Origin of the sequence: Chryseobacterium taiwanense (genome assembly GCF_000813825.1) — a bacterium.
Classification (GTDB): domain Bacteria; phylum Bacteroidota; class Bacteroidia; order Flavobacteriales; family Weeksellaceae; genus Chryseobacterium; species Chryseobacterium taiwanense.
Window position 1 is genome coordinate 12482 of record NZ_JWTA01000014.1, and the last position, 24382, is coordinate 36863.

The window sequence follows — 24382 nt, forward strand, 5'->3', positions numbered from 1 at the left end:
TTAAAGATTTAATATTATTGTTTATAAATCTTTGCGTTTAAAATTATTACTTCAAAACTTTATTTAAAAAGTCCAATGTCAAATTCAAAGTTTCTGTAAACCAAGGTTCTGCCGACCAGAATGAATGCGGAGTATCTTTGATCTCGTGAAATTCTGTTGGAATATTATAGCTCTTCAGTTTTTTCATCATATCATCACGTCCTGCGTGAAAACGGGGTTGTGAACTGTTGATGAAAAGGGTAGGAGGTGTATTTTGATCCACATACTCCAATGGAGAAGCTTCTTTCCAGATTTTCGGATTGTCTTTTTGCTGATAACCCAGCCAATACGCATCGTAGGTTCCTTCTTTTCCGGATTCTTCATGAACAAAAGAAACAACACCATCAACATTTACAATAGCCTGAAGTTTATTCTTTTTCTTAACGCCAACCAAAGTTGCAATTTGTGCTCCTGCAGATTCTCCCAAAACCACCATTTTCTTTTTATTCAAAGAGTATGTTGAGTGGTTTTTCTTTAACCATTGAATTCCTGTTTCAATATCTTCGACTCCGGCAGGATATTTGGCAACATCAGCTAATCGATAACCGATAGCGATTACCACATAGCCTTTTGAAGCCAGTTCCATGGCCATAAACTTTTCATTATCCTTACTTCCTGAAACCCATCCACCACCATGAACCATGGCAATTCCCGGATATTTTTTTGATTTATCTAAAGGATAATAAACATCTGCTTTTAAAGAAAGTCCGTTGATATTGGTATATTCTACATCTTTATCGACTTTGATGTTTTGTGGAACCGGTCGGTCGATAGGGGTGATGAAAGGATATTTTTTCTTGAATTTTTCAAAGGTTCCTTCGTTTGTGTAAGGAGTAGCATTCGGTCGATTGACCTGCCCGAATGCCATTGTCCCCACAAAAAAAATAGAAATATAAGTATGTTTTCTGTTAAAAATCATGTTGTCAAATTTTAAAATTTTGAACCATTAAAAAGATTGAAAAAATTAAGTTTATTTAAGAAAATCATTTTGATATTACCTTAGAGCAAAGGCACTTAAATATTCTTATTCACTTAATTAATCTTAATGGTTTAATTCATTGATACATTTATTTAACTGCATTTTTCGCTACATCTGTTCCGATAGAAAGTGAATTTTTATCGGATGTTACTTCTTTCGGTAACAATACTGCTCCCGTTTTGTTTCCTAATACTTTTACAACCGGTTTATTGGCTGATTCAAATTTCACGGTAGAAAGGTTAATATTTTTACTGTTGTAAATGGTTGCCCCTGTTCCTTCAGCATATTTCAGTTTTACATTTTTCAACTGAATTCCGTCTGCATCTACGATCGTTAAAGCTTTTCTCGTTTCAAACTGAGAATCTTCAATCACAATATTTTTAAGGTTCATTTCAGCCAAACCAAATAGGGTAATTGCTTCATCAGAATTCACTGCACTGATGTTTTTAAAGTAAATATTTCTGAAAATCGGGGTTTCTTCCGTTACAGCATACACTTTTTCCGGAGCTTTGTTTCCTTCTTGTTTTTGTCCGTCTTCAAGCACCGGTGAAGCTCCTTCATAGAACATATTGAATCCGATTACCTGAGTCGGAATATTAATCATATCAATATTCTTGATGTAAATATTTTCAACAATTCCTCCTCTTCCACGAGTCGTTTTGAAACGAAGCCCGATATCTGTTCCAATGAAAGTACAGTCGGAAACGTGAATATTTCTCGCTCCTCCAGACATTTCGCTTCCGATCACAAAACCTCCGTGACCATGGTATACGACATTGTTTTTAATGATTACATTTTCAGTCGGCACTCCTCTTTTTCTTCCGTCCTGATCTTTTCCTGATTTAATACAGATCGCATCGTCACCAACATCAAACGTATTGTCATAGATCAAAACATTTTTACAAGATTCTAAATCTACCCCGTCACCATTTTGAGAAAACCAAGGGTTTCTAACGGTAAGGTTTCTTAAAATAACGTTTGAACACATTAATGGGTGAAGATTCCAGGCAGGAGAGTTTTGGAAAGTAGGTCCGTCTAACAACACTTTGTCACAACCTACCAAGCTTACCATTACCGGACGAAGGAAATCTTTTACTGTTGTTAATTCATCTTTAGAAATTTTATCTGGAACATTGAAGCTTGAGCTGCTTTCAAATCCTTTTTTATAACTTTCTGAAGGGTACCAGTTTTTACCGTCTGCTGATAGAATTCCGCCGGATTTTACGATATTTTTCCATTCAGATTCTGAAACTTTGCTTTTTTTGATCGCTCTCCATGCATCACCGCTTCCGTCGATTACTCCTTTTCCCGTGATGGCAATATTGGTTGCATTTTTTGCGGAAATAGGAGATTGGCAACGGATTGTATTTAATCCTTCAAAGCTTACGTCTACCAAAGGATAATCGTTTTTATCTTTACTGAAAACGATAAATGCTCCTTCTTCTACATGAAGATTGATGTTGCTTTTTAACTCAATAGGACCTGTTAACCACATTCCTCTCGGAACGACTAATTTCCCACCGCCTTTTTTGCTAAGGTCTTCAATTGCTTTTTTGAAAGCTTCGGTATTTTTTACATTTCCTCCCGAAACACCACCATATTGTGTGATGGAAACTGTGTTGGCTGCAAATGACGTTTCTGTAACCTGAGGCATTTTAAACTCAATGTTTTTATAAATATCCAGATTCTGAGCATAGATTTGCCCTGAAAACATCATTGCTGCTACTAAACCGATCACTTTAAGAGACTTCTTCATTTTATTTTTTTTGAGTTTTAATTACTTTTTTAAATTCCTGATATACTATTGATGCCACTGCTTTTGCACCATCCGGCTGAAAATGGGTGTTGTCTTTTTGGCCTTTCGGATAGGCTTCGTACACATTCTCCGGAAGATTCATGAAGTAATGGCTGGTTGTGAAATCCTGTCCTTTTTTAGTAAAATATTCCATTGAAAGTTTGTTTAAATCGATATATGGAACATTCATTTCTTTGGCAATATCAATGGGAGCCTGCCCATATTCTCCGTGTACATTTTCCAATTTTCCGTCTTTCCAAGGGTAATTTCTGGCAACCGGAGTCAGAATAATCGGATTTCCTCCTTTTTGTTTGGTTTGGGTTACAAACAATCTTAAAAATTCTTTATACCCTTCAATATTTACATAGCGTTCCGGATTTTTTTCTGAACCGTCATTATGTCCGAATTGCATAATGACATAATCGTTTGGCTGTAAATGTTCGTAAACATATCTCCATCTTCCTTCCTGAAAAAATGTTCTTGTGCTTCTTCCGCCATGCGCTTTGTCGATAATCGCAACAGAATCAGTTGTAATAGCAGGTCGTAAAGATGTTAAACCATCTTTTACAAAAAACGGCTGAAAAACTTGTCCCCATCCTGTAATTGGGTAACGGACTTTCATATAGTCTTTTCCGGGTTCGTAATTTCCGGTATAATCCGCCATCGTAGAGTCTCCGATGAGGTATATATGGGTAACTTTTTTATTGCGCTTTGCCGCTGTCTTTTGAGCATTAGTTTGTGATTGGCATGCAGACAACAGCAAAACGACGAATAAAAATGAAACTATATTGTAAATTTTTTTGTTCATTAATTTATTTCAAAATCTTTCTTTTCTCCCACGGATTTCACAGATTTGCACAAATGATTGTGCATAGTTTTTAAAACTTAAAAAAATCAACATAAACATCTGCGTTATCTGCTAAATCTGCGAGAACTTTAAAATTTAATTTTTAGTAATTCTAAACCAATCGAAATCTGCATATCCTCCACGTGGTGCTTTTGCAGTGCTTATACTGTATAAACCGACTTTAGCACCAATCCATTTTCCTGGTTTTGCCTGAAAAACGTCACCTACTTTTGTGAAATTTTTTCCGTTTTCGCTGTAGCTGAACTGGCATAAACCGTTTGGTTCGTTTACATTCACTTTTAAATACGCTTCGTTTCCTTTTAATTTGGTTTCGAATAAAACTTTTTCCTCACCTCCTTTATCTGCTTTTTCAGCTCTTCTTAACTGAAGGTAGAATCCGTCAGGTTTGTTGGTGATCACAATCGATTGATGATCTAATCCCATTACTAAAAGCCCTGCGGTTTTTCCTTCTTTGGCATCTTCCGGAGCTAATTTAACTTTTGTAGATGCTGCAAAATTAGGAGCCGGAAATTTTTGAGTTAATAGATTCGGAACGTTCCATAAGTTTTTTTCGCCTTCAGGAACTTTTATAGAGAATAATCTTAAGAATTTCTGTCCGGGAAGTTTGGAAGACCAAACGATATTTTCGTTCGCACTCCATTGCCACTGTATGCCTAATTTTTCACCATCAAATTCATCAGTTTCCGGTGGAGTAACGATAGGATAAGTTTGCCCTACGTTTGGTTTTTTATAGGTTAAAACCGGTTCTCCGATTCCGTTTTTATTATTGTCAATTCCCATAACAGGCCAGTCCTTTTCCCATTTCATTGGCTGTAAGTGGATAATTCGTCCTCCTGCATCCACATCCTGAAAATGATAGAACCAATCTTCACCTGAAGGGGTATCTACCCAGGCTCCCTGATGAGGTCCGTTGATCTTTGTTGTACCTTGTTCTAATACAACTTTTTCTACATAAGGACCATAAATATTTTTTGATCTTAATACCAGTTGCCAACCTGTAGCCACTCCGCCTGCCGGTGCAAAAATGTAGTAGTATCCGTTTCTTTTATACATTTTAGGACCTTCAACCGTCGGATGAGATTCGTGACCGTCGAAAACATGAACGCCTTTATCCAAGACTTTTGTTCCTTCAGGATTCATTTTATTAAGGGTCAGAATACTTTTTACTCCGGCACGGCTTCCTGCCCAACCATGAACTAAATAAGCATTTCCGTCTTCGTCCCAAAACGGACAAGAATCAATTAATCCTTTTCCTTCCATGACCAAAACGGGTTCTTCCCATTTTCCAAGTGGGTCTTTGGTCTTCACCATATAAATTCCGAAATCAGGATCGCCCCAATAAATGTAGAATTCTCCTTTATGAAAACGCATACTTGGTGCCCAAACAGCATCTCCTCTTCTTGGAACTGAAAAATGTTCTTTAGGTAACACATCCTGTATTGCATAATTCACTAATTTCCAGTTTACCATATCTTTTGAGTGAAGAATCGGTAATCCGGGAGTTTCATTGAAACTGGATGCTGTCATATAGTAATCTTCCCCTACACGAATGGCATCCGGATCAGAATAATCTGCGTAAAGGATTGGGTTTTTGTAATTCTTTCCCTGATCGGCAGTCCAGACTTCGGAAACGTAGTTTTTTTCCTGTGCGTTCAAATAGTTTGATGCAATTGAAAAAATGGTTACTGAAAATATATTTAAAATGTTTTTTGTCTTCATAAAATCAGATTCATTATTTAGGTGATAGGAATTAGGTTACAGGTTTTAGTCTTACTTTTCAAATTCCAAACTTGCCAAGATAAATGGTCCTGTTCCTTTTCCGTCGTTGGAACGGATCTCTTCATTTACATAATATTCGTAAGAACCGTCTCTGTAAGGTTTTCCTCCTAATCCGGCAACTGCACAACATTTGTTTAAGTTAACCACACCGTTTTCATCAACAGTAATTAAATTTTTGATAATTCCGTCGTAGCCTTTTTTTGCTGCGGCTTTGTATGATTTTGGAAGATAACCCTCATTTACTGATTTGATAATAGTATAAACAAACATTGATGATGCCGTAGCTTCTTCATAATTTCCTTTTTCTAAAGGTTTATCCAATACCTGATACCAAAGACCGGATTTTTTATCCTGAACTTTAATCACCGCATCTGCGTAAGATTTGATGTAAGAAATTAATCTCGCTCTTCCCGGATGGTCTTTAGGTAAATAATCCAATACATCTACCATTGCCATTCCGTACCAACCCATTGCTCTTCCCCAGAAGTTTGGCGAAAGCCCTGTTTGTTTATTAGCCCAAGCTTCCTGTTTGCTTTCATCCCAAGCGTGATACAGTAATCCTGTTTTTTTGTCTAAAAGATTTTTCTGAACGGAATCAAACTGCAGCATAATATCATCATATGCTTTTGTAGCATCTGCTCCTTTTACAAAATCATGAGTGTAATGAGTATAGAAAGGCATTCCCATATACAACCCATCCAACCAAACCTGATAAGGATAGATTTTTTTGTGCCAGAAAGACCCCTCATTTGTTCTTGGTTGCCCGTCAATTTGTAAACGAAGCGTTTGAAGCGCTTTCAGGTATTTATCTTTTTTCTCTTTTTCGTAAAGATAAAGAAGAACATTTCCGCTATTAAGCATATCGATATTATACTTATCAAGATCGTAGGTAAGAATGGTACCGTCTTCTTTGATCAGGTCTTTTCCGAAATTACTGATGTAATCGTAATATTCTTTTTTACCAGTTTTTGCATATATTTTTTCGGCACCATCCAAAACAATTGCTGATGGATAGGTCCATTTCGGACTTTTACTGAAGTCAAGCATCCAAGCTTCCGGGAAACGGTGCATTTCGGAAAGCATCATTCTTTCTGACCATTTCAAATTGGTAGGGACTACTTTTCCGGATTTTGCAGTTTCTGTAGCTGGTTTTGCCGGAGCTACAGATTTTGTTTGAGCGCAAGCTAAGAACATTCCAGAACCTAAGACTGCAACAGCGTATGCTTTTATTTTATGATTAATGAAATTCATGAGTTCTAATTTTAAAGTTGGTTGTTTTTATCTAAAATTTCCAGTTTTTTATCTAAATCCTGATAAAAAGACTCTTCTGTTGTTAAACCATTAGGCTCCAAAGACCAGGCTCCCAAAAAGTAATAGGATACATTTTTTGTTTTCTTGAAAACGATGGTATGGGTAGATTTTGTTTTCACATATTTATCAAAGTTTTCGAGAGGGTAGAAGACTGCCATTCCCAGATTGTCGTCTTTTTTGGTTTCGGTTTGGTTACCGTACGTGGCAATATAAGCCCATTTTTTATTTTGACTGATTCCTTGTTTTAACGGAATGTTTTTAATAGCAACAATTCCGGTACATAATCCTGAAATGGTATTACTTAAATTTAAATCTACTTTTACAAAGCGATCTTTGTTGAAAATTGTGAGTTTAGATTGTAGATCGATTGCATCACCCCAAGTTTTCCAGCCTTTGTAATTGATAGTAGCGTAAGATTGCTCTTTTTCATTGACAACTTTTACCGTGGTATTTTTTACGATTTTAAAAGTTTCAACAAAATCATTTTGTTCATCATATCTTCCGTAAGAGCCAACGCCAATGGTACGACCGGATTTCAAAACGTCTTGTCCCCAAGTTGCATCATGATGATAAGATTCAAAGCCGTCTTGTCCTACTTCAGGTAAAACCAACGTATTTACTTTTTTACCGAAAATATCGGTTGCATTTCTCCAGTCCAAATACAATCTGTACGCGATTTGGTTATTTTCTAAACCAATTCCTTCGTATCTGATGTACGTAGAATGGTCAGTGTGCGATTCGGGAAGCGTAAGTTCCTGAATATTTTTGAAAGTTCCACCAATGTACTTATTACCGTCCCATTTTCCGCCTTCTTTTACGGAAAGCTCAGCGTAAGAAAAGCTTTTATTTGGGTTCTTTTTAATGCTTTCAATCACAGAAGTCTGTGCTGAAAGATTTGAAGTTATAAATACCCCTGCAATTAATATTTTAAACACTTTAAGTTTCATAATATTTTTCATTAGATAACCGATTAATAAAGAGTTTTCATGGTTATTTTATTGTTTTTCGGTTATTTTCTTCACTATATCATTAAAATAGACTTCAATATTATCGTAGTTTTTATCTAAATCTCTTCCGTTGGCGTTGGCAAGCTTTGGATCTAAATGATTTTTAATTTCCCATTCATCAGGCATTCCGTCATTATCCGAATCGGGTAGAGGTTTACCTTGTTTTAATTCTGGAAATCCACCGACATCTTTTTGAGAATCGATGATTCCGTTGGTGCTTCCTTTGGAACCTTTGTATTTGAAAGTTCCGTTTTTTACATCTTTTATGACATGTACATCAACAGCGTCTCTTACAAGACTTGCTCCTCCAATCTGTAAAACTTTATCATAAGCTTCTTTCGGAGCATCTGTTTTTACATTATTTTGAATATCGTGAGGCTGATTGATTTTTATGTCATTTTTATCTTTTTCCGTTAAGTTGTAAGAAGACTTCATCTGTGCAAAAACACCTTGTGTCCAATTGTCTTTCGATATTTCCGGATTGCCTTCAACTAAATTTCCGTTGATGTAATATTTACCCCAAATATTGTAAACTTCAGTCTCCGGTTTTTCATTTTTGTCGATGGCAACAATTCGTTGTTTAGTCATTGTCGCAGGTCCCGGTTTGTAATAATTGTTGACAATATTTACATTCATTCCTTCACCGCCATAAACGTTGTTATGTCCCCAGTTGTAAATGACATTGTTTCTGAAATCGGTAAGGTCTGTCAATGCAAATTTACTTCCCGCATATTCTCCCAATCTAGGATTTCTGCTGTCGTGGTGAGCATAGAGATTATGATGAAAAGAGGCGAATTTTCCTCCTGCAATTCCACCATAGCCATGAGCTCCTTTCTGATGCGCAGAATTTCTGAGACTTTCTGTAATCATACACCATTGAAGCGTTGTATTTTCGTTTACATAAATAGAAACCGTTTCATCTGTTGACCAACTCATTGAGCAGTGATCAACGATCAGATTTTTAATGAATCTCGCGCCCAACGCATCGCCTTCAAAATTTTTCTGGTCACCCATTCTGAAACGCATATAACGGATAATCACATTATCAGCTCCAACAAATGTTTCATAATTGGCAATGGTGATTCCGTCTCCGGGAGCGGTTTGCCCGGCAATGGTAACGTCGCCTTCTTTTATTTTTAAAGGAGATTCAAGGTAAATGGTTCCTCCTGTTTTAAATACAATATATCTCGAACCTTTTTGATCTAGTGCATATCGTAAAGTTCCTTCTGAACCGTCATCCGAAAGTTTGGTCACAACATAAATCTTTCCGCCACGACCACCTGTTGTATATCTTCCAAAACCTTCTGCACCAGGAAAGCTTAAAACATTCTGAGCGTTAATTAATGTGGAAATACCGCATAAAATTCCTATTGTGAAGAGTTTTGTGAGATGTTTTTTCATGACTGAAAATCCTTTGGTTTGTTGAGGTTTTAGATTGGCTTATTTCAAATTTTTCTTAACGTTCCAGTTATCTTTTCCTTTTAAAATAATATAGGTTTTGTATTTTTTACTTTCTTCTTTTGTTAATTGATGTGACCACGGAACTCTTTTAGTACTATCTGATCCTGCTCCTTTTGAATTAAATTCTGCGTAGAAAGTGGTCTTTTCAGCATCGGGCTTGCTCCAGTTGTGCCATCCTTCAGGTTTGATAGTTGAGTTGATCTCACAATCAATGTAAACCGTTTTGGCAAAAGGTCTCCATGGTCTTCCTAAATAGACTGAATTTTCTTTTGCATTTCCAATGATTTTTGAATTGATAAAAACAAATCCGAATTGGTTTTCCTGTGGAGTAGAAGCGGCCGTTACGTAGCTTGCTGTTTCTTTTGAATAAATTGTACAGTTTTCAAAAACACCAGTTCCCGCTCCGAAAATATAGTCAGTCGTACCTTCGATATAGCAGTTTTTAAAATAATTTCTTGAGGGTTTTGTTTTGTCCGGTGAATCCTGTACTCCTTTTAAATATAAAGTGTCCTGATTTCCCAGGAGCCTGCAATTTTCAAATGCTATTCTGTCTCCTGAAGTTAATACTGCCACTGCTTGTCCGACTCTTCCAGAACTGTTTTCAAATGAAATATTCTTTGCTGTAAAGTCATTAGAATAGATGAAAATGGTAGAAGAACCTGTTGTCCCAATATCTTTTCCTTCCGAATTCTTTTTTGAAGCAAAATCATCATAAGTGATGATGGTCGTTTGAGGATTTTCACCTTCCAGTAAAATTGCGCCCTTTGTGTCCGGAATGATGATTTTTTCTTTGTAAGTTCCTGCTTTAATTAAAATTTTTGTTCTTATGGAAGAACCATTTTCAACCGCATCAATGGCTTGCTGTACTGTGGTAAAGTTGCCTTTTCCGTCTTTTGAAACCACGATCGTTTTATCAGCAGTTTTAAAAGAAAGAAGACTTAGCAAGATGATTGAAAAGATTGAAAGTGATGTTAAATTTTTAAGAAAAGTGGAAGTTTTCATTGAAAAATTTTTAGTTAAAATACAGACTTCTCTTTTTACGGAGGAAGTCTGTATTCTTTGATATGAATGTGAATTTTTTATCTAGTAACCGTAATCTTGGGTAAGATTGTAGTTGGAGTTAATAACATCCAAAGCTATTGGAAGTAATTCTTTTTTGTTTGGCTCGAAATAGTATGCATAACTCTTGATCGGGTCACCACTGATGTATGGCTGAGTCATCGCAAGTCTCCAGTTTACTTTTGTATAGCCGGAAGGTGTTGCCACACTTTGGTTCGGGCTATAGAAAATGTCTGCTTTTGCTACTCCTGTTGCTGTATAGAAATCAATATCAGTAACATTTTGCTGAGCTGTTTTTGTTGGTGTATAGGTTACTTTTTTATAGAAAATATATTCCGGAACATTGGCATAAGCCCCTGTGCCATTCATGAATTGGGTAAGCTTAGCTCTTGTTTCGTTAATTTTAGTTTCCAATAAATTCCAACGGATCAGGTCATACTTTCTAAGTCCTTCTCCTCCGAATTCCAATTGTCTTTCTTTAACGATATAATTAAAGAATCCTGTTTTATCTGTTGGGATAGTTCCTACCTGACCTAAATTACCTGCGTAAGCTCTTTGTCTTACAGCTAAAACGGCATTAATAGCTTCTGTAGAAGGTCCGCTATGAAGCTCATTGTCTGCTTCAGCAAACATAAGTAGAATGTCAGAATATCTTAATAGAGGCCAATCGATTCCAAGGTTTTGAGAAGTTCCCGTGATAGAGGTCCAAGATTTTCTAAATTTACCATCATTCCAGTTAACAGAGGTCTGAAGTTCTTCTTGTTTTGTCGTGTTTACTCTGAAGATGGCAATATTGATATCTCTTCTCAGGTCATATTTTGTAAATTCATAAAAATATACCGGAATTGCACTGATTCCTCCAGAAGATTTCCAGTCTGTGTCATCATGTCTCAATCCATTGTAATATCCAATTTTACTATCTGTTTTTGAGTTTCCTCCAAATGCACCGATTGCATAGATTACCTCATTAGTTGTATCCTGAGAATTGGTATGCAATGATCTGAACATTCCTTCATAACTTGGATTCAATTGATGCTGTCCAGAGTTGATGATATCTTTACACTCATCATAAGCGATCTGATAGTATTTTTGAGGATTAGATCCCTGTAACATTTGCTGAGGAGCTCTTCTTAATGAATATCCTGCTCTTGCTAATGCTATTCTTGCTCTTAATCCTTTAACGGCTCCTTTTGAAATTCTTTGAGCTGTAGTACCTCCTTCCGATCTCCAAGGAACAAGATTTTCAGCTTTTAATAAATCATCCAAAAGTTTATCATAGATAACGTCTCTGTCTGTTTTTGCTAAATATACGCTCGGAAGATCAGCTGAAGGAACATCCTGAAAAGGAACATCTCCCCAGTTTTTAATAAGGTCAGAATAGAATTGGGCTCTTAATGTTAAAGCCTCACCCAAATATCTGTCCATAAGTTTTTTATCTGCGTCAGAACCGGTTTTGTAAACAGGAGAAAGAGGGATGTTTTTAATAACAAGATTGGCTCTTTCAATTCCTGCATAGGTATCTAAGAAAGGTCTTAAAAGCTCTGTATTGGTAGGAATAGCTCCAAAGCAGCTAACTCCTCTTCTGTCATTGGCATTATAATCACCAGAAGTTCTTAAATCGTCTCCTGATTGTGTAAGGATTAGGTTCATTCTCTGACCATAAGTATTATCACCCATGGTAGAGTTGTAAACTCCCACTAATGCGGAAAATGTATCCGGAGCGGAATCGAATTGCTGTGCTTCAGCGGTATTAGATAAGCTTTCTACATCCAGATATTCTTCACATGAGTTTAATGAAATTAATCCTGCAATGGAAAATAGAATTGCTAAAAATTTATTTTTCTTCATAATATTAGGTTTAAAAAGTAATATCAACTCCTGATAAAATAAATCTGCTACGCGGATAAGCTGCATAATCTACACCAGGTGTTAAAGGGTTTCTTCTTGTGTTGGCTTCCGGATCGTACCCAGAATATCCTGTGATTGTAAACACATTATTCATGGTGAAATACAATCTGAAATTTGAAAGACCTAATTGTTTAGTAAAATCTTTTCCAAGAGAATAACCGATAGTTACGTTGTTTAATCTTAAGAAAGATCCGTCTTCGATAGCATATGAATGAAGGAAGTAAGCACCTGCAGGAGGAGTCCATCCCGTTGTATTGGCGTTTAGAGCTGCCAATGCTGTTGGGTCATTCACCTTGTTACCTGCATCATCAAACCATCTCCATCTGTTAGCGACTTCTGCTAACATGTTATTGTCTTTATATAAATACTGTGTTGAATATTCAATTTTGTTGGCATTATATACTTTATTTCCAACAGAGAAGTTGAACATTAAGCTCATATCCCAGTTTTTGTAACGGAAAGTTTGGTTGAAACCTCCATAGAACTTAGGTTGAGCATTTCCTAAATCGGTCATATCTTTATTATCAATAATACCGTCACCATTTAGGTCCTGAAGTTTAAGGTCTCCTGGCTGTACCGCTTTTGCTCCGTTTGCTGCAGCAGCTGAACTTGGAACTCCTGCTTTTAGTGTATAAACCTGCGTAGCCGCATTATAATCGAAATCACTTACTTCATATCTTCCTGCTGTTACATATCCCCAATAAGTACCTACCGGTTTACCTACCTGTACCAAGAAATCATTTAAACTGTTTTGCCAGCCTGAAGGGTACAAATAAGAATTAGCCGTAGCTGAAGCACTATTTCCTAAACTTTTGATGGTATTTTTGTTTGAAGAGATATTCGCATCAATTTTCCATGTGAAGTTATTCTTATTAATGATGGTACTTCCCACAGAGAATTCAATCCCTTTGTTAGTTGTACTCCCCGAATTTTGATATTGATATTCGTAACCTGATGTCTGAGGAATTCTAGCTAAAAGTAATAAGTCTTTAGTATCTGTTTGATAAAGATCAAGAGTACCATATACTTTCCCTTTAAATAATCCAAAATCCATCCCAATATTTTTAGAAGCTGATGACTCCCATTTAACATCAGGGTTAGCCATAGTATTTCCGGTTGTTGCACCAGGAGTTACATTGGTTCCGAAAGCATATCCATAATCGGATGATGTAATAAAGAAAGTATCATATAAGAAAGCTCCGATTCTGTTATTTCCGGATAAACCGTATCCTGCACGAAGTTTTAATTCACTAATTACTTTGCTATCTTTTAAAAACTCTTCTTCGGCAACTTTCCAAGCTACAGAAGCTGCAGGGAAATATCCCCATCTGTTTCCTGGACCAAATACACTCGAACCGTCGGCTCTCATAGAGGCTGTTAAGATATATTTGTTCTTAAATATATAATTGGCTCTCCCAAAAAATGAGGCTATTCGATCGGGTAAAACATTTGTTCTTGGAGCATCCTGAATCATTCCAGATGGAGCTGAAACAGACTGGATGTTAGCAAATGCTTCCTGAGCGCTTATCGATTTAGGAAGCCATTTAACATTCATTGATAATGACTCGGCATCTGTCTTTACAATTTCTTGTCCCACTAAGAAATCTAATTTATGATTTCCAAGTGTTTTTCTGAAATTTAATGTATTCGTATTGGTTATTCTTCTGGATTGTGTTTTGCTTAAAAAAACGACCGGTTGATCATTATTTTGTCTTGCAAGGCTGGTAATCGGACCAGAGAACTGATTGACAAATTCATCTCTTTGAACATACCCAATTACACTTCTGAAGGTAAAATCTTTATTGATTTTATATTCAAGAATTCCATTAAGAAGCAAGTCGTTTCTCCCATTTTCTTTAACTTCATTGTTAGTTAAAAGGATAGGGTTTACAAGATTGGTTTCATTAGCAAACAAAGGATCAAAATCATCTACGTTTACAGTAGATCCTCCTTCAAATGGTTGATATCTTACAGCATTTCTTAGTCTATTGGTTCCTTGTGAACCTGTAGAAGATGTACCTGCACCAAAAATAGTTTGTCTACTATATCTGGCGTTCAAAGTCATACTTACTTTCTTTGAAAGTTCGTAATCATATTTGAAATTGGCCATATTTCTCTTAAACCCAGAACCAATCATAATTCCGTCTTCCTGTACATTATTTAATGATAGTGAGAAAGATGAATTGTCAGATCCTCCAGTGATAGCAAGATTGTGAGTAAAGTTGAATGCTTCCCTTCCAAATACTTCATCCTGCCAATCTCTTTTTTTGACATCTTTGTATTTTGAAAGCTGATCATAAGTACCATATCTCGCTTTAAAAGCATCTATATCAGTCTGTACCCCTGCTTTATTGTACAATTCGTATTGATAAAGTACATATTGATATGGGTCTAATACATCAATGGTATTTTGAATTTTTCTTACCCCTAAGAAACCATTATAGTTAATAGACGTTTTAGCCCTTTTACGGCCTCCTTTTGTGGTAATCAAAACAACACCATTTGCTCCTCTTGCTCCGAAGATGCTGGTAGAAGATGCGTCTTTTAAAACCTCAATAGATTCAATCTCTTTTGGGGATAAAATGGATAGTGCATTATCCATTTGAACTCCGTCTACAATATATAGCGGAGCATTACTCCCTGTAATTGAGTTACCTCCTCTGATGACGATATCTACATCGGCACCGGGAGAACCTTCACTTAATGAAACCTGTACTCCGGCCATTCTTCCTTGGATGGCTTCCGCAGCATTTGTAGAAGGCATATCTTTAATTGCATCCGCCTTTACAGAAGAAACAGCATTGGTTACATCTTTTTTGGAAACCTTTGTATAGCCTACCAAAACCACTTCATCAATGGTGGTTTCCTTTTCCTTTTTTGGCTCTTTTTGCTGAGCCATTGCAAGGATAGGAAGTAGAAAGACAGTTAAATATAACCACTTTATTGATTGTACTTTTTTATCCATTTTGTATCCTTATAGTTTTATTTTGGTTGAAAGTTTTTTTTCAATCTTTGTTTTTTTTGGATTTTAAGTATTCTACTGTTTTTTAGTGGTAAATATTCTTAGAAATGAGTTACGCTTTTAAGTGCAATCGATTGCGTAATTTTTCATAAAAAATATTCTGGCTCCTAAACTAATATTATTTTCCAATACGCAAAGAAAAAAATATTATTTTTTCATTAATTTGATTGTTTAAATGAATAGTTTTTATAAAACTTACGTTTGTTAGGTATTTTTAATTTATTGATAATCATGTATTTATTTTTATTTTTGATATTTTTACGAATGTGTTAATTTTTTTTAAATTTTTTCGTGTTTAATATTTGAAAACTTAAAAAATACTTAAAATTTAAATCGATTTCTAGTTTGAAAATTCCCCAAATTAATGCTCGAGAACAAAAAAAATGAACTTTTCCTGATTTTTGTCATATTTTTGAGATAGATTTTAAACTCAATTTTCTACTTAATAATAATTAATCCTATTGTCTATAATATAAAGAGTGATTATAGGTAATTTTTATAGAATCAATATTGGCTATACCCGTGTTTTATTTTGGCATGATTTTATATTCGTACATAAGTTGAGTATTAATTTTGGTTAATCTCACGCATAGAATTCTCTTAGAATATTTCTGTTTTTCTTACTTAATTTAATTTTATTCATTTGTAAATCAGTTTGTTGAAAATTAAAATTAATTTTTTGTTAACTAATTGAAGAATAATTATATATTTAACCCACAAGTATTTCTACAAAATTTTAGTGTAATTTTATGCAATCGATTACGCAATGTTTAACAGGTTTTGATAAAACCGCAAAAAGAAAAAGTATAAAGTAGTATGACAAAATCAGAATTTCGTTACGCCCATCATCCCGAAGATGTAAAAAAATATACAACTGAGGATTTGAGAAGGGAGTTTTTGATGAATGATTTATTTAATGAAGATCAGATCAATGTAGTGTATTCTATGTATGATAGAATGATTGTTGGTGGTGTAATGCCTGTAAAAAGTGCTTTAAAACTGGAACCAACAGACGATCTTAAAGCAGAGAATTTCTTAGATAGAAGAGAATTAGGAATCATCAACGTAGGTGCTGCCGGAAAGGTGACTGTTGATGGTGAAGTTTTCGAATTAGGAAACAAAGAAGCTTTATACATCGGAAAAGGAGCAAAAGATGTAGTTTTTGAAAACGGAAATGAAGGTCAGACTTTATTTTATCTCAATTCTGCACCGGCTCATCATGCTTATCCTACAAAGAAAATCACGAAAAACGAAGCTGAAATTGTAGAGCTAGGCGAAACAAAATATGCAAACAGAAGAACAATCAATAAACTGATTGTAAACAGCGTATTAGAAACTTGCCAACTACAAATGGGAATGACCGAGCTACACGAAGGAAGTGTTTGGAACACAATGCCTTCTCACACGCACACAAGAAGAATGGAAGCTTATTTTTATTTTGATTTGGAGGAAGGTCAGGCTGTAAGTCATTTCTTAGGGCAACCCAACGAAACCCGTCATATTTTTATGAAAAACAATGAAGCGGTATTGTCTCCGGAATGGTCGATTCACTCAGGCGTTGGAACTTCCAACTACACATTTATCTGGGGAATGGCAGGAGAAAATATGGACTACGGTGATATGGACGCTGTTAAAACTAACGAACTAAAGTAATTTTTCTAATGAATTTATTTGATTTATCCGGCAAAGTAGCTGTCGTTACAGGTGGTACTCACGGATTAGGAATGGCAATGGCAGAAGGTCTTGCCGCTGCAGGTGCTGAATTGGCAATCACAAGTACAACGCCGTCAAAATTAGAGGAAGCTTTAAACTACTATCATTCCAAAGGATACAAAGCAACCGGTTATCTTTTTGATGTGACGGATGAATTGGAAGCCGCTCAGAAAGTAGCTTTAATGGAAGCTACCCATGGAAAAATAGACATCCTTGTCAATAATGCAGGAATCATCAAACGTATTCCGGCAATTGAGATGGAAGTAGAAGACTTTAGAAAAGTAATTGATGTAGATCTTACAGGACCTTTTATCATGTCCAAATTAGTTGGGAAATATATGATCAAAAGAAAATCTGGAAAGATCATCAACATCTGCTCGATGATGAGTGAGCTGGGTCGTGACAATGTAGTAGCGTATGCTTCTGCAAAAGGCGGTCTGAAAATGCTTACCAAAAACTTGGCGACAGAATGGGCGAAACACAATATTCAGGTGAACGGAATCGGTCCCGGATATTTTGCGACTTCTCAGACAGAACCTATTCGAGTAGATGGAAACCCTTTTAACGATTTTATCATCAGCAGAACTCCGGAAGGAAGATGGGGAAATCCGGAAGACCTTGCAGGAACAGCTATTTTCCTGGCTTCAGATGCAAGTAAGTTCATCAACGGACAAATTATTTACGTTGATGGAGGAATTCTGGCAACCATCGGGAAACCTGCTAATGAATAACAACAGAATTAGACTAGAATGAAACCTTTTATTACCGATAATTTTTTATTACAAAATAAATACGCTGAAGAATTATACTTCAAGTACGCAGAAAAACAACCCATCATTGATTATCACAATCACTTGATTCCTAAAGATATTGCAGAAGACACTGTTTTCGAAAATATCTCAAAGGTTTGGATCGCAGGTGACCATTACAAATGGAGAGCAATGCGTACTATGGGCGTGAACGAAAAATTCATCACGGGAGATGCTTCCGATAAAGAAAAATTTGAAGCTTGGGCAAAAACAGTTCCGTATACTTTGAGAAATCCTTTGTATCACTGGACGCATTTGGAATTGAAAAGATATTTCGGAATCGATGAATTGCTGAATGGAGACAATGCATCAGAAATTTATGATAATATTTCATCTCAGCTTCAGACTCCTGAAAAATCAACAAGAGGTTTATTAAAAATGATGAATGTAGAATCTCTGTGTACAACGGAAGATCCTACAGATATTTTGAATTACCATCAGGATTTAGCGAAAAGCGATTTCTCGATTAAAGTGAGTACAGCTTTCCGTCCTGATAAAGCAATTTTAATTGAAAACCACAACTTTGCAGATTATATTTCTAAACTAGGCGAATCTGCCGGAATCGAAATCAACTCTTACCAAACGTTGTGTGATGCTTTAACGAAAAGAATTGAATATTTCCATGAAAACGGATGCAGACTATGTGACCACGGGCTGAACAATATTTCTTTCGAGGAAGTTTCAGAAGCAGAAGTAAGCGCAATTTTCACGGATAAATTGAACGGGAAAGTTATTGCTGAAAAACAGGTAAATCAATTCAAAACAGCCATTTTATTATTCTTAGGTGAAGCTTACCATAAATATGGTTGGGTTCAGCAGTTCCATTTAGGAGCCTTGAGAAATAATAACGAAAGAATGCACAGAATTTTGGGCCCTGATACAGGTTGGGATTCTATCGGTGACTTCGTTCAGGCTGAAACGTTATCTAAATTGTTGAATACTTTAGACGGAAAAGATAAATTAACGAAAACCATTTTATATAACTTAAATCCTGCTGACAACGAAATTTTCGCGACGATGATCGGGAATTTTAACGACGGAAGCATCAAAGGAAAAGTACAATTTGGTTCAGGATGGTGGTTCCTTGATCAGAAAGACGGAATGATTAAACAGATGAATGCCCTTTCAAACATGGGATTAATCAGCTGTTTCGTTGGAATGTTGACAGATTCAAGAAGTTTCCTTTCTTTCCCAAGACACGAATATTTCAGAAGAGTATTGTGTAACCTTTTTGGTGAAGAAATGAAGAACGGTGAATTACCTGATGATATTGAACATGTTGGAAAAATAATTTCTGATATTTGTTATCACAATGCCAAAAATTATTTTGATTTTTAATTAAATAAAAACTCTCGCATATTTGGCAGATTAAGCTTTAAAAAAACACAATCATTTGCTAAATCTGCGAGAGATAAAAATAAAATTCACCTTGAATAAAGGTTAATTAAAACTATGAGCAACAAAATAGTCACATTCGGAGAAGTCATCATGAGACTTTCGCCACCCGGAAACAGAACGATGAAGCAAAGCCATGAGATGGAATTCTTTTTCGGTGGAACCGAGCTTAATGTAGCATCTTCATTGGCAACAATGGGTTGTGATGTGAGACATATCAGTAGTGTTTCAGATGATTTTGTGGGAGAATCGGCACTTTCTTTTGTAAAAAGCTTCGGAATTGATACTCATTTTATTTCTAAAAATGAACATCCTCTAGGGTTGTACTTTTTAGAAGTAGGATCATCGGTTCGTGCAAGTAGAATTGCTTACAACAGATTGAATGGTTCGTTTGCCAATATTCAGCCTGAAAATATTGACTGGAAAAAAGCACTTGAAGGTTGCCAATACTTTCATTGGACAGGAATTAGTCCTGGAATTTCTAAAACTGTTTATGAAGCTTTAAAGGAAGGTTTGCAAACAGCCCGTGAATTGGGAATTGAAGTGACAACTGATCCAGCTTACCGTTCCAATCTTTGGAAATACGGTAAAAACGGAAACGAAGTGTTGAAAGAACTGGTTTCTTTATCGACTATTTTTATTGGTGGAGTGAATGAAATCAACGAAATTTTAGGAACTCAGTTTTCATCAGATAAAGAAGGTTTCATGGAAGCCTGCAAAGAGTTAAAACAACAATGTCCTTCTATTCATAAAATTTTCGATAAAATAAGAATCGGTGTTACAGCAAGTTCCCAGCAAACGCAGGGGAGAGCTTTAGTCGATGATAATTATTTTGAAACTGAATTGTTGGAAGTAAATCCTGTCGTTGACAGAATTGGAACTGGTGATGCTTTTGCAGCTGGGTTAATTTATGGCTTGATCAATTTCGATGACGAAAAAGCATTAAACTTTGCCAATGCAGCTTGTGCCATAAAACATACTATTTTAGGAGATATCAATTATTGCAGTGCAGAAGATATTCTGGAAGTAATGCAAGGGAACTCAGGAGGTCGAATCAAAAGATAATTCGTTTTAACTAAGACTAGAACATTGCGAACTTTGTTAAGTGAACAGCTTTTGAGAGCTTAAAAATTTACATCAAGTTTTAAAAAGAAATCTTACGTCCTTCGCGTTAAAAATAAAGTATTGCAAGTACAGCATACTAAAGGATGGATTTGATCCCATCAAAAATTATTTTTAAACAAGATAATTAAACAAAATGACAAAAATTCAAACCGTTACCAACGCCATCATCAATCAGGGGATCTTACCTCTGTATTACAATGCTGATGAGACGGTAACTATAGAAATACTGAGATCACTTTACAAAGCAGGAATTCGTGCCGTAGAATATACAAGCCGAGGCGAAGCTGCGTTGAGTAATTTCACCAAAATGGTAGAAGTTCGTAATTCAGAAATGCAGGATATGCTTTTGGGAATAGGAACGATTAAAAATATAGCGCAAGCAGAAGAATATTATAAAGCAGGTGCAGATTTTTTCATCAGTCCGGGTTTTGTTGCTGAAGTGGCAGCATTTCTGATTCCTAAAGATCTGTTGTACAGTCCGGGTTGTATGACTCCGACTGAAATTATCGAAGCAGAGAATTCAGGAGTAACTTTCGTTAAATTATTCCCTGGAAACGCTTTAGGAACCGGATTCATGGGTGCGATAAAAGATGTTTTTCCCAATCTGAAATTTATGCCGACTGGTGGAGTTGATACGACGAAAGAAAGCATTGAAAGCTGGTTCAAAGCCGGTGTTTCTGCAGTAGGAATGGGGAGCAAATTGGTAAGCAAAGAATTGATGCTTGCTAAAGATTATGCAACGATTGAAAATGAAACGAAGAAAGTACTGGAAATCATTCAGACTTTAAAATAATAACTAAATTCTAAAGATTGATATGAGTTCAGTTAAGTCTCTTAAACCGACTAATTTCAGATGGACAATTTGTGTATTGTTGTTCATTGCAACAACGATCAATTATCTGGATCGTCAGGTTTTATCATTGACATGGAAAGATTTTATTGCTCCGGAATTCCACTGGAACAATAATGACTATGGAAATATTACTGCTTTATTCTCTATTTTTTATGCGATAGGAATGCTTTTCGCAGGGAAATTTGTAGATTGGATGGATACTAAAAAAGGTTTCCTTTGGGCGATCGGAATTTGGTCTATCGGTGCAGTTTTACACGCTTTCTGCGGAATTGCAACCTCAGGATTTCTTACAGGAAACTGGTTTGCAGGTTTTCATGGTTCTAAAGAACTAATAGGAACAGTATCGAATACTTCTGCAATTATCAGTACCAGTGTTTCGCTATTTATTTTTGCACGTTTTGTATTGGCAATTGGAGAGGCAGGAAATTTTCCGGCGGCAATTAAGACGACTGCAGAATATTTTCCTAAAAAAGACAGAGCATTATCTACCAGTATCTGGAATGCAGGAGCGACAGTAGGAGCTTTGGCTGCACCTATTACAATTCCTTTCATTGCAAAATCAATGGGGTGGGAATGGGCGTTTATCATTATTGGTGCATTAGGTTTTCTGTGGATGGGACTTTGGGTATTTTACTATAAAAAACCTCACGAACATCATAAAGTTAACGAACATGAATTAACATATATTCAGCAGGATCAGGAAGATTTTCCGACTGAAGAAAATACAACACAAACAGAAGAAAGAAAATTCTCTTTCAAAGAATGTTTCAGTCACAGACAAACTTGGGCTTTTGCCTTTGGTAAATTCATGACAGATGGAGTTTGGTGGTTCTTTTTATTCTGGACTCCGGCTTATTTAAGCTCGGTTTACCAAATGGATTCCACACAAAGTGCATTCCCACTATTCGTTCTTTACATGATTACTTTATTGTCGATCATTGGAGGGTGGCTTCCAAAATATTTTGTGGAAAAGAAAGGTATGAACGCTTATTCTGGAAGAATGAAAGCAATGTTAATTTTCGCATTCTTCCCTTTATTAGCTTTATTGGCGCAGCCTTTAGGTTCAATGACGTACTGGATTCCGGTTTTAATTATTGGTATTGCAGGAGCTGCACACCAAGCTTGGTCGGCAAATATCTTCTCAACTGTAGGCGATATGTTCCCGAAAAAAGCGATTGCAACCATCACTGGAATTGGTGGAATGGCAGGTGGAATCGGTTCATTCATTATCAATAAATCTTCAGGAGTATTGTTCGATCACGCTCACAAAGCCTGGTCAACGGTAGACGGAATTCCTTTATTGGAAAAATATCCTCAATACATCAACGAAAGATTACCGGACGGATTCTTCGAGCAATTGGAAAAATCCGGAGCAGTAGTGGTAGACGGAATTGATAAAGGCTACATGATTATTTTCTCAGTGTGCGCGGTTGCATACCTGATTGCATGGAGCGTGATGAAAACATTAGTTCCAAAATATAAAGTGATAAAATAATTGTTGAACCATTAAGAAAATTAAGAAGTTAAGAGGCGTTCAGAATTTGCAAGCAAATTAGAAAACAAGCTTAAGAAATTTATTTCTCTTAAATCATCTTAACTCTTTAATAAAATCTTAATGGTTTAAATTAATATAGAAAGTAAAATTGAATTAAAACTTTGTGATCTTATTTAAGTGAAATCGAAGATTCGACGGAGTCAAACGCCTTTGCGAACTTAAAAATATACATAGAGTTTTAAAAAGAAAAATCTTAGCGCTCTTTGCGTTAAAAAACAAAATCATCGAGTTAGAAAGATGGAAAATCAGATAAAACAAAAATTAAATCGTGAATTAAACGGTTCTCAGGAAAAGCTTCCCATCAAAATTGTACAATTTGGAGGTGGAAATTTCATGAGAGGATTCACAGATTATGTGATTGATAAATTAAATAAAGAAGCAGAATTCAATGCAGGAATTGTAAACGTACAGCCCACTCCAAATGGTTCAGTTCACAAATTAGAAGAGCAGGACAATTTATACACGCTTTTTACAAGAGGAATTAAAAAAGGAGAAATCCATGATGATAAGCAGGTGATTTCTGCGATTCAAAAATCGATTAATCCCTATGCAAATTATGATGAATTCTTAGCATTAGCAAAAGAAGAAGAATTAGAATTTGTATTTTCAAACACAACAGAAACTGGAATTGCTTACGATGAAACGGAAACTTCTTACGAAGGTCCGCACAGGAATTTTCCTGCGAAAGTTGCGGTGTTGCTTTACGAAAGATTCAAACATTTTAATGGAGCAACAGACAAAGGTTTGAGAATTATTCCTTGTGAATTAATTGAAGACAATGCGTTTGCCTTAAGAGATATTATAGTTAAATATGCCCAGCTTTGGGATTTGGAAGCTGATTTTGTGCAATGGATTACACAAAATAATTATTTCCATAATACATTGGTTGATAGGATTGTTCCGGGTTATCCAAAAGACGATGCAGAATCTTACGAAGATCAGCTGGATTATGAAGATAAAATGATGGTAGTTTCTGAATGTTTCCTACTTTTTGTGATTCAGGAAGCAGGAAATTTAAATGAAAGAATTCCATTCAACAAAATCAACGAACAGATTTTGGTAGTTGATGATATTCATCCGTATCGTTTAAGAAAAGTGAGAATTCTGAATGGAGGTCATACGTTAATGTTAGCTCCGGCGGTTTTATCAGGAAAAGAAACGGTAAAAGAATCTATTGATGATGCATTTATCGGGAAGTTTTTAAGCGAAACCATCTTCAATGAAGTCAATCCTACTTTAGGGTTAGATGAAAACGAATTGAAAGATTTTGCAGAAGAAGTTTTCGACAGATTCAGAAATCCTTTTATCAAACATTATCAGGCAAGTATCGCTTTATATTTTGTTTCTAAATTTAAAGTAAGGGTTCTTCCTAGCTTGTTGGGATATGTTGAAATCAATAAAAAATTACCATTGAATCTGACATTCTCTTTAGCAAGTTTAATCAGATTCTATCAGGGAAGCTTTGGTGAAAAATCTTTGCCAATCAATGATGAAGAAGCAATTGTTGCTAAATTTAAAGAGATTTGGGCAAACGGAGAGTATGATAAAGTTGCGGAATTATCATTAAGTGAAACAACTTTCTGGGGAACAGACCTGACTCAGGTTGAAGGTCTGAAAGAGGCAGTAGTAAAAGCTTTGTCGGAAATCGATAACAATGGCGTAGAAACTGCATATAACAACTTTATACAATCTTATTCTTAAGAA

General features: G+C 35.8%; 17 protein-coding genes. 7 read left to right on the forward strand and 10 right to left on the reverse strand.

Annotation, left to right across the window (positions count from 1 at the left end; genetic code table 11):
• Positions 1 to 46: 46 nt before the first annotated feature.
• The 10 genes from RM51_RS13825 to RM51_RS13870 all read right to left on the reverse strand — a co-directional run bounded on the left by RM51_RS13825 (position 47) and on the right by RM51_RS13870 (position 15171).
• Complete coding sequence (locus tag RM51_RS13825) at positions 47 to 958, reverse strand: alpha/beta hydrolase (RefSeq protein WP_039370734.1); 912 nt, start codon at positions 956 to 958, stop codon at positions 47 to 49.
• A 148-nt stretch (positions 959 to 1106) separates the two neighbouring features.
• Positions 1107 to 2774: a glycoside hydrolase family 28 protein gene (locus tag RM51_RS13830; RefSeq protein WP_039370737.1), complete on the reverse strand. Its 1668-nt coding sequence runs from the start codon at positions 2772 to 2774 to the stop codon at positions 1107 to 1109.
• Between the two features lies 1 nt (position 2775).
• Complete coding sequence (locus RM51_RS13835) at positions 2776 to 3621, reverse strand: rhamnogalacturonan acetylesterase (protein WP_039370740.1); 846 nt, start codon at positions 3619 to 3621, stop codon at positions 2776 to 2778.
• 135 nt (positions 3622 to 3756) lie between these two features.
• The gene (locus tag RM51_RS13840) at positions 3757 to 5400 is read right to left on the reverse strand and encodes a glycoside hydrolase family 43 protein (RefSeq protein ID WP_039370743.1); all 1644 of its coding nucleotides are present in this window, start codon (positions 5398 to 5400) and stop codon (positions 3757 to 3759) included.
• A gap of 51 nt (positions 5401 to 5451) precedes the next feature.
• Entirely contained in the window at positions 5452 to 6711 is a 1260-nt protein-coding gene (locus RM51_RS13845; RefSeq protein WP_039370745.1) for a glycoside hydrolase family 88/105 protein, read from the reverse strand.
• An 11-nt stretch (positions 6712 to 6722) separates the two neighbouring features.
• Positions 6723 to 7718 carry a DUF4861 family protein gene (locus tag RM51_RS13850; protein WP_039371073.1) on the reverse strand — a complete coding sequence of 332 codons (996 nt, stop codon included), beginning with the start codon at positions 7716 to 7718 and terminating at the stop codon, positions 6723 to 6725.
• A gap of 48 nt (positions 7719 to 7766) precedes the next feature.
• Positions 7767 to 9179 carry a pectate lyase family protein gene (locus tag RM51_RS13855; protein WP_039370748.1) on the reverse strand — a complete coding sequence of 471 codons (1413 nt, stop codon included), beginning with the start codon at positions 9177 to 9179 and terminating at the stop codon, positions 7767 to 7769.
• 39 nt (positions 9180 to 9218) lie between these two features.
• Positions 9219 to 10241: a pectinesterase family protein gene (locus tag RM51_RS13860; RefSeq protein ID WP_039370751.1), complete on the reverse strand. Its 1023-nt coding sequence runs from the start codon at positions 10239 to 10241 to the stop codon at positions 9219 to 9221.
• Positions 10242 to 10322: 81 nt separating this feature from the next.
• Positions 10323 to 12146, reverse strand: a complete 1824-nt coding sequence (locus RM51_RS13865; protein WP_039371075.1) for a RagB/SusD family nutrient uptake outer membrane protein — start codon at positions 12144 to 12146, stop codon at positions 10323 to 10325.
• Between the two features lie 10 nt (positions 12147 to 12156).
• Positions 12157 to 15171 carry a SusC/RagA family TonB-linked outer membrane protein gene (locus RM51_RS13870; RefSeq protein ID WP_039370753.1) on the reverse strand — a complete coding sequence of 1005 codons (3015 nt, stop codon included), beginning with the start codon at positions 15169 to 15171 and terminating at the stop codon, positions 12157 to 12159.
• Positions 15172 to 16044: 873 nt separating this feature from the next.
• Here RM51_RS13870 and kduI point away from each other — a divergent pair.
• The 7 genes from kduI to RM51_RS13905 all read left to right on the forward strand — a co-directional run bounded on the left by kduI (position 16045) and on the right by RM51_RS13905 (position 24379).
• Positions 16045 to 16881, forward strand: coding sequence for a 5-dehydro-4-deoxy-D-glucuronate isomerase (gene kduI / locus RM51_RS13875; protein WP_039370756.1), 837 nt, complete (start codon positions 16045 to 16047; stop codon positions 16879 to 16881).
• Positions 16882 to 16889: 8 nt separating this feature from the next.
• On the forward strand, positions 16890 to 17672 hold the full coding sequence (locus RM51_RS13880; RefSeq protein ID WP_039370758.1) for a gluconate 5-dehydrogenase: 783 nt from the start codon (positions 16890 to 16892) through the stop codon (positions 17670 to 17672).
• An 18-nt stretch (positions 17673 to 17690) separates the two neighbouring features.
• Positions 17691 to 19088 carry a glucuronate isomerase gene (gene uxaC, locus RM51_RS13885; protein ID WP_039370761.1) on the forward strand — a complete coding sequence of 466 codons (1398 nt, stop codon included), beginning with the start codon at positions 17691 to 17693 and terminating at the stop codon, positions 19086 to 19088.
• 114 nt (positions 19089 to 19202) lie between these two features.
• Positions 19203 to 20210 (forward strand): sugar kinase, encoded by a 1008-nt coding sequence (locus RM51_RS13890; protein WP_039370766.1) that lies wholly within the window; start codon positions 19203 to 19205, stop codon positions 20208 to 20210.
• Positions 20211 to 20403: 193 nt separating this feature from the next.
• A complete protein-coding gene (locus RM51_RS13895) occupies positions 20404 to 21063 on the forward strand; it encodes a beta/alpha barrel domain-containing protein (RefSeq protein WP_039370768.1) in 660 nt (219 codons plus the stop codon).
• Between the two features lie 22 nt (positions 21064 to 21085).
• On the forward strand, positions 21086 to 22618 hold the full coding sequence (locus tag RM51_RS13900) for an MFS transporter (RefSeq protein WP_039370772.1): 1533 nt from the start codon (positions 21086 to 21088) through the stop codon (positions 22616 to 22618).
• A 297-nt stretch (positions 22619 to 22915) separates the two neighbouring features.
• Positions 22916 to 24379: a tagaturonate reductase gene (locus RM51_RS13905; protein ID WP_039370775.1), complete on the forward strand. Its 1464-nt coding sequence runs from the start codon at positions 22916 to 22918 to the stop codon at positions 24377 to 24379.
• Positions 24380 to 24382 lie beyond the last annotated feature (3 nt).

Coding starts and splice junctions, on each gene's coding strand:
- RM51_RS13825 (WP_039370734.1), bottom strand. CDS start 958: ATGATTTTTAACAGAAAACATACTTATATTTCTATTTTTTTTGTGGGG.
- RM51_RS13830 (WP_039370737.1), bottom strand. CDS start 2,774: ATGAAGAAGTCTCTTAAAGTGATCGGTTTAGTAGCAGCAATGATGTTT.
- RM51_RS13835 (WP_039370740.1), bottom strand. CDS start 3,621: ATGAACAAAAAAATTTACAATATAGTTTCATTTTTATTCGTCGTTTTG.
- RM51_RS13840 (WP_039370743.1), bottom strand. CDS start 5,400: ATGAAGACAAAAAACATTTTAAATATATTTTCAGTAACCATTTTTTCA.
- RM51_RS13845 (WP_039370745.1), bottom strand. CDS start 6,711: ATGAATTTCATTAATCATAAAATAAAAGCATACGCTGTTGCAGTCTTA.
- RM51_RS13850 (WP_039371073.1), bottom strand. CDS start 7,718: ATGAAACTTAAAGTGTTTAAAATATTAATTGCAGGGGTATTTATAACT.
- RM51_RS13855 (WP_039370748.1), bottom strand. CDS start 9,179: ATGAAAAAACATCTCACAAAACTCTTCACAATAGGAATTTTATGCGGT.
- RM51_RS13860 (WP_039370751.1), bottom strand. CDS start 10,241: ATGAAAACTTCCACTTTTCTTAAAAATTTAACATCACTTTCAATCTTT.
- RM51_RS13865 (WP_039371075.1), bottom strand. CDS start 12,146: ATGAAGAAAAATAAATTTTTAGCAATTCTATTTTCCATTGCAGGATTA.
- RM51_RS13870 (WP_039370753.1), bottom strand. CDS start 15,171: ATGGATAAAAAAGTACAATCAATAAAGTGGTTATATTTAACTGTCTTT.
- kduI (WP_039370756.1), top strand. CDS start 16,045: ATGACAAAATCAGAATTTCGTTACGCCCATCATCCCGAAGATGTAAAA.
- RM51_RS13880 (WP_039370758.1), top strand. CDS start 16,890: ATGAATTTATTTGATTTATCCGGCAAAGTAGCTGTCGTTACAGGTGGT.
- uxaC (WP_039370761.1), top strand. CDS start 17,691: ATGAAACCTTTTATTACCGATAATTTTTTATTACAAAATAAATACGCT.
- RM51_RS13890 (WP_039370766.1), top strand. CDS start 19,203: ATGAGCAACAAAATAGTCACATTCGGAGAAGTCATCATGAGACTTTCG.
- RM51_RS13895 (WP_039370768.1), top strand. CDS start 20,404: ATGACAAAAATTCAAACCGTTACCAACGCCATCATCAATCAGGGGATC.
- RM51_RS13900 (WP_039370772.1), top strand. CDS start 21,086: ATGAGTTCAGTTAAGTCTCTTAAACCGACTAATTTCAGATGGACAATT.
- RM51_RS13905 (WP_039370775.1), top strand. CDS start 22,916: ATGGAAAATCAGATAAAACAAAAATTAAATCGTGAATTAAACGGTTCT.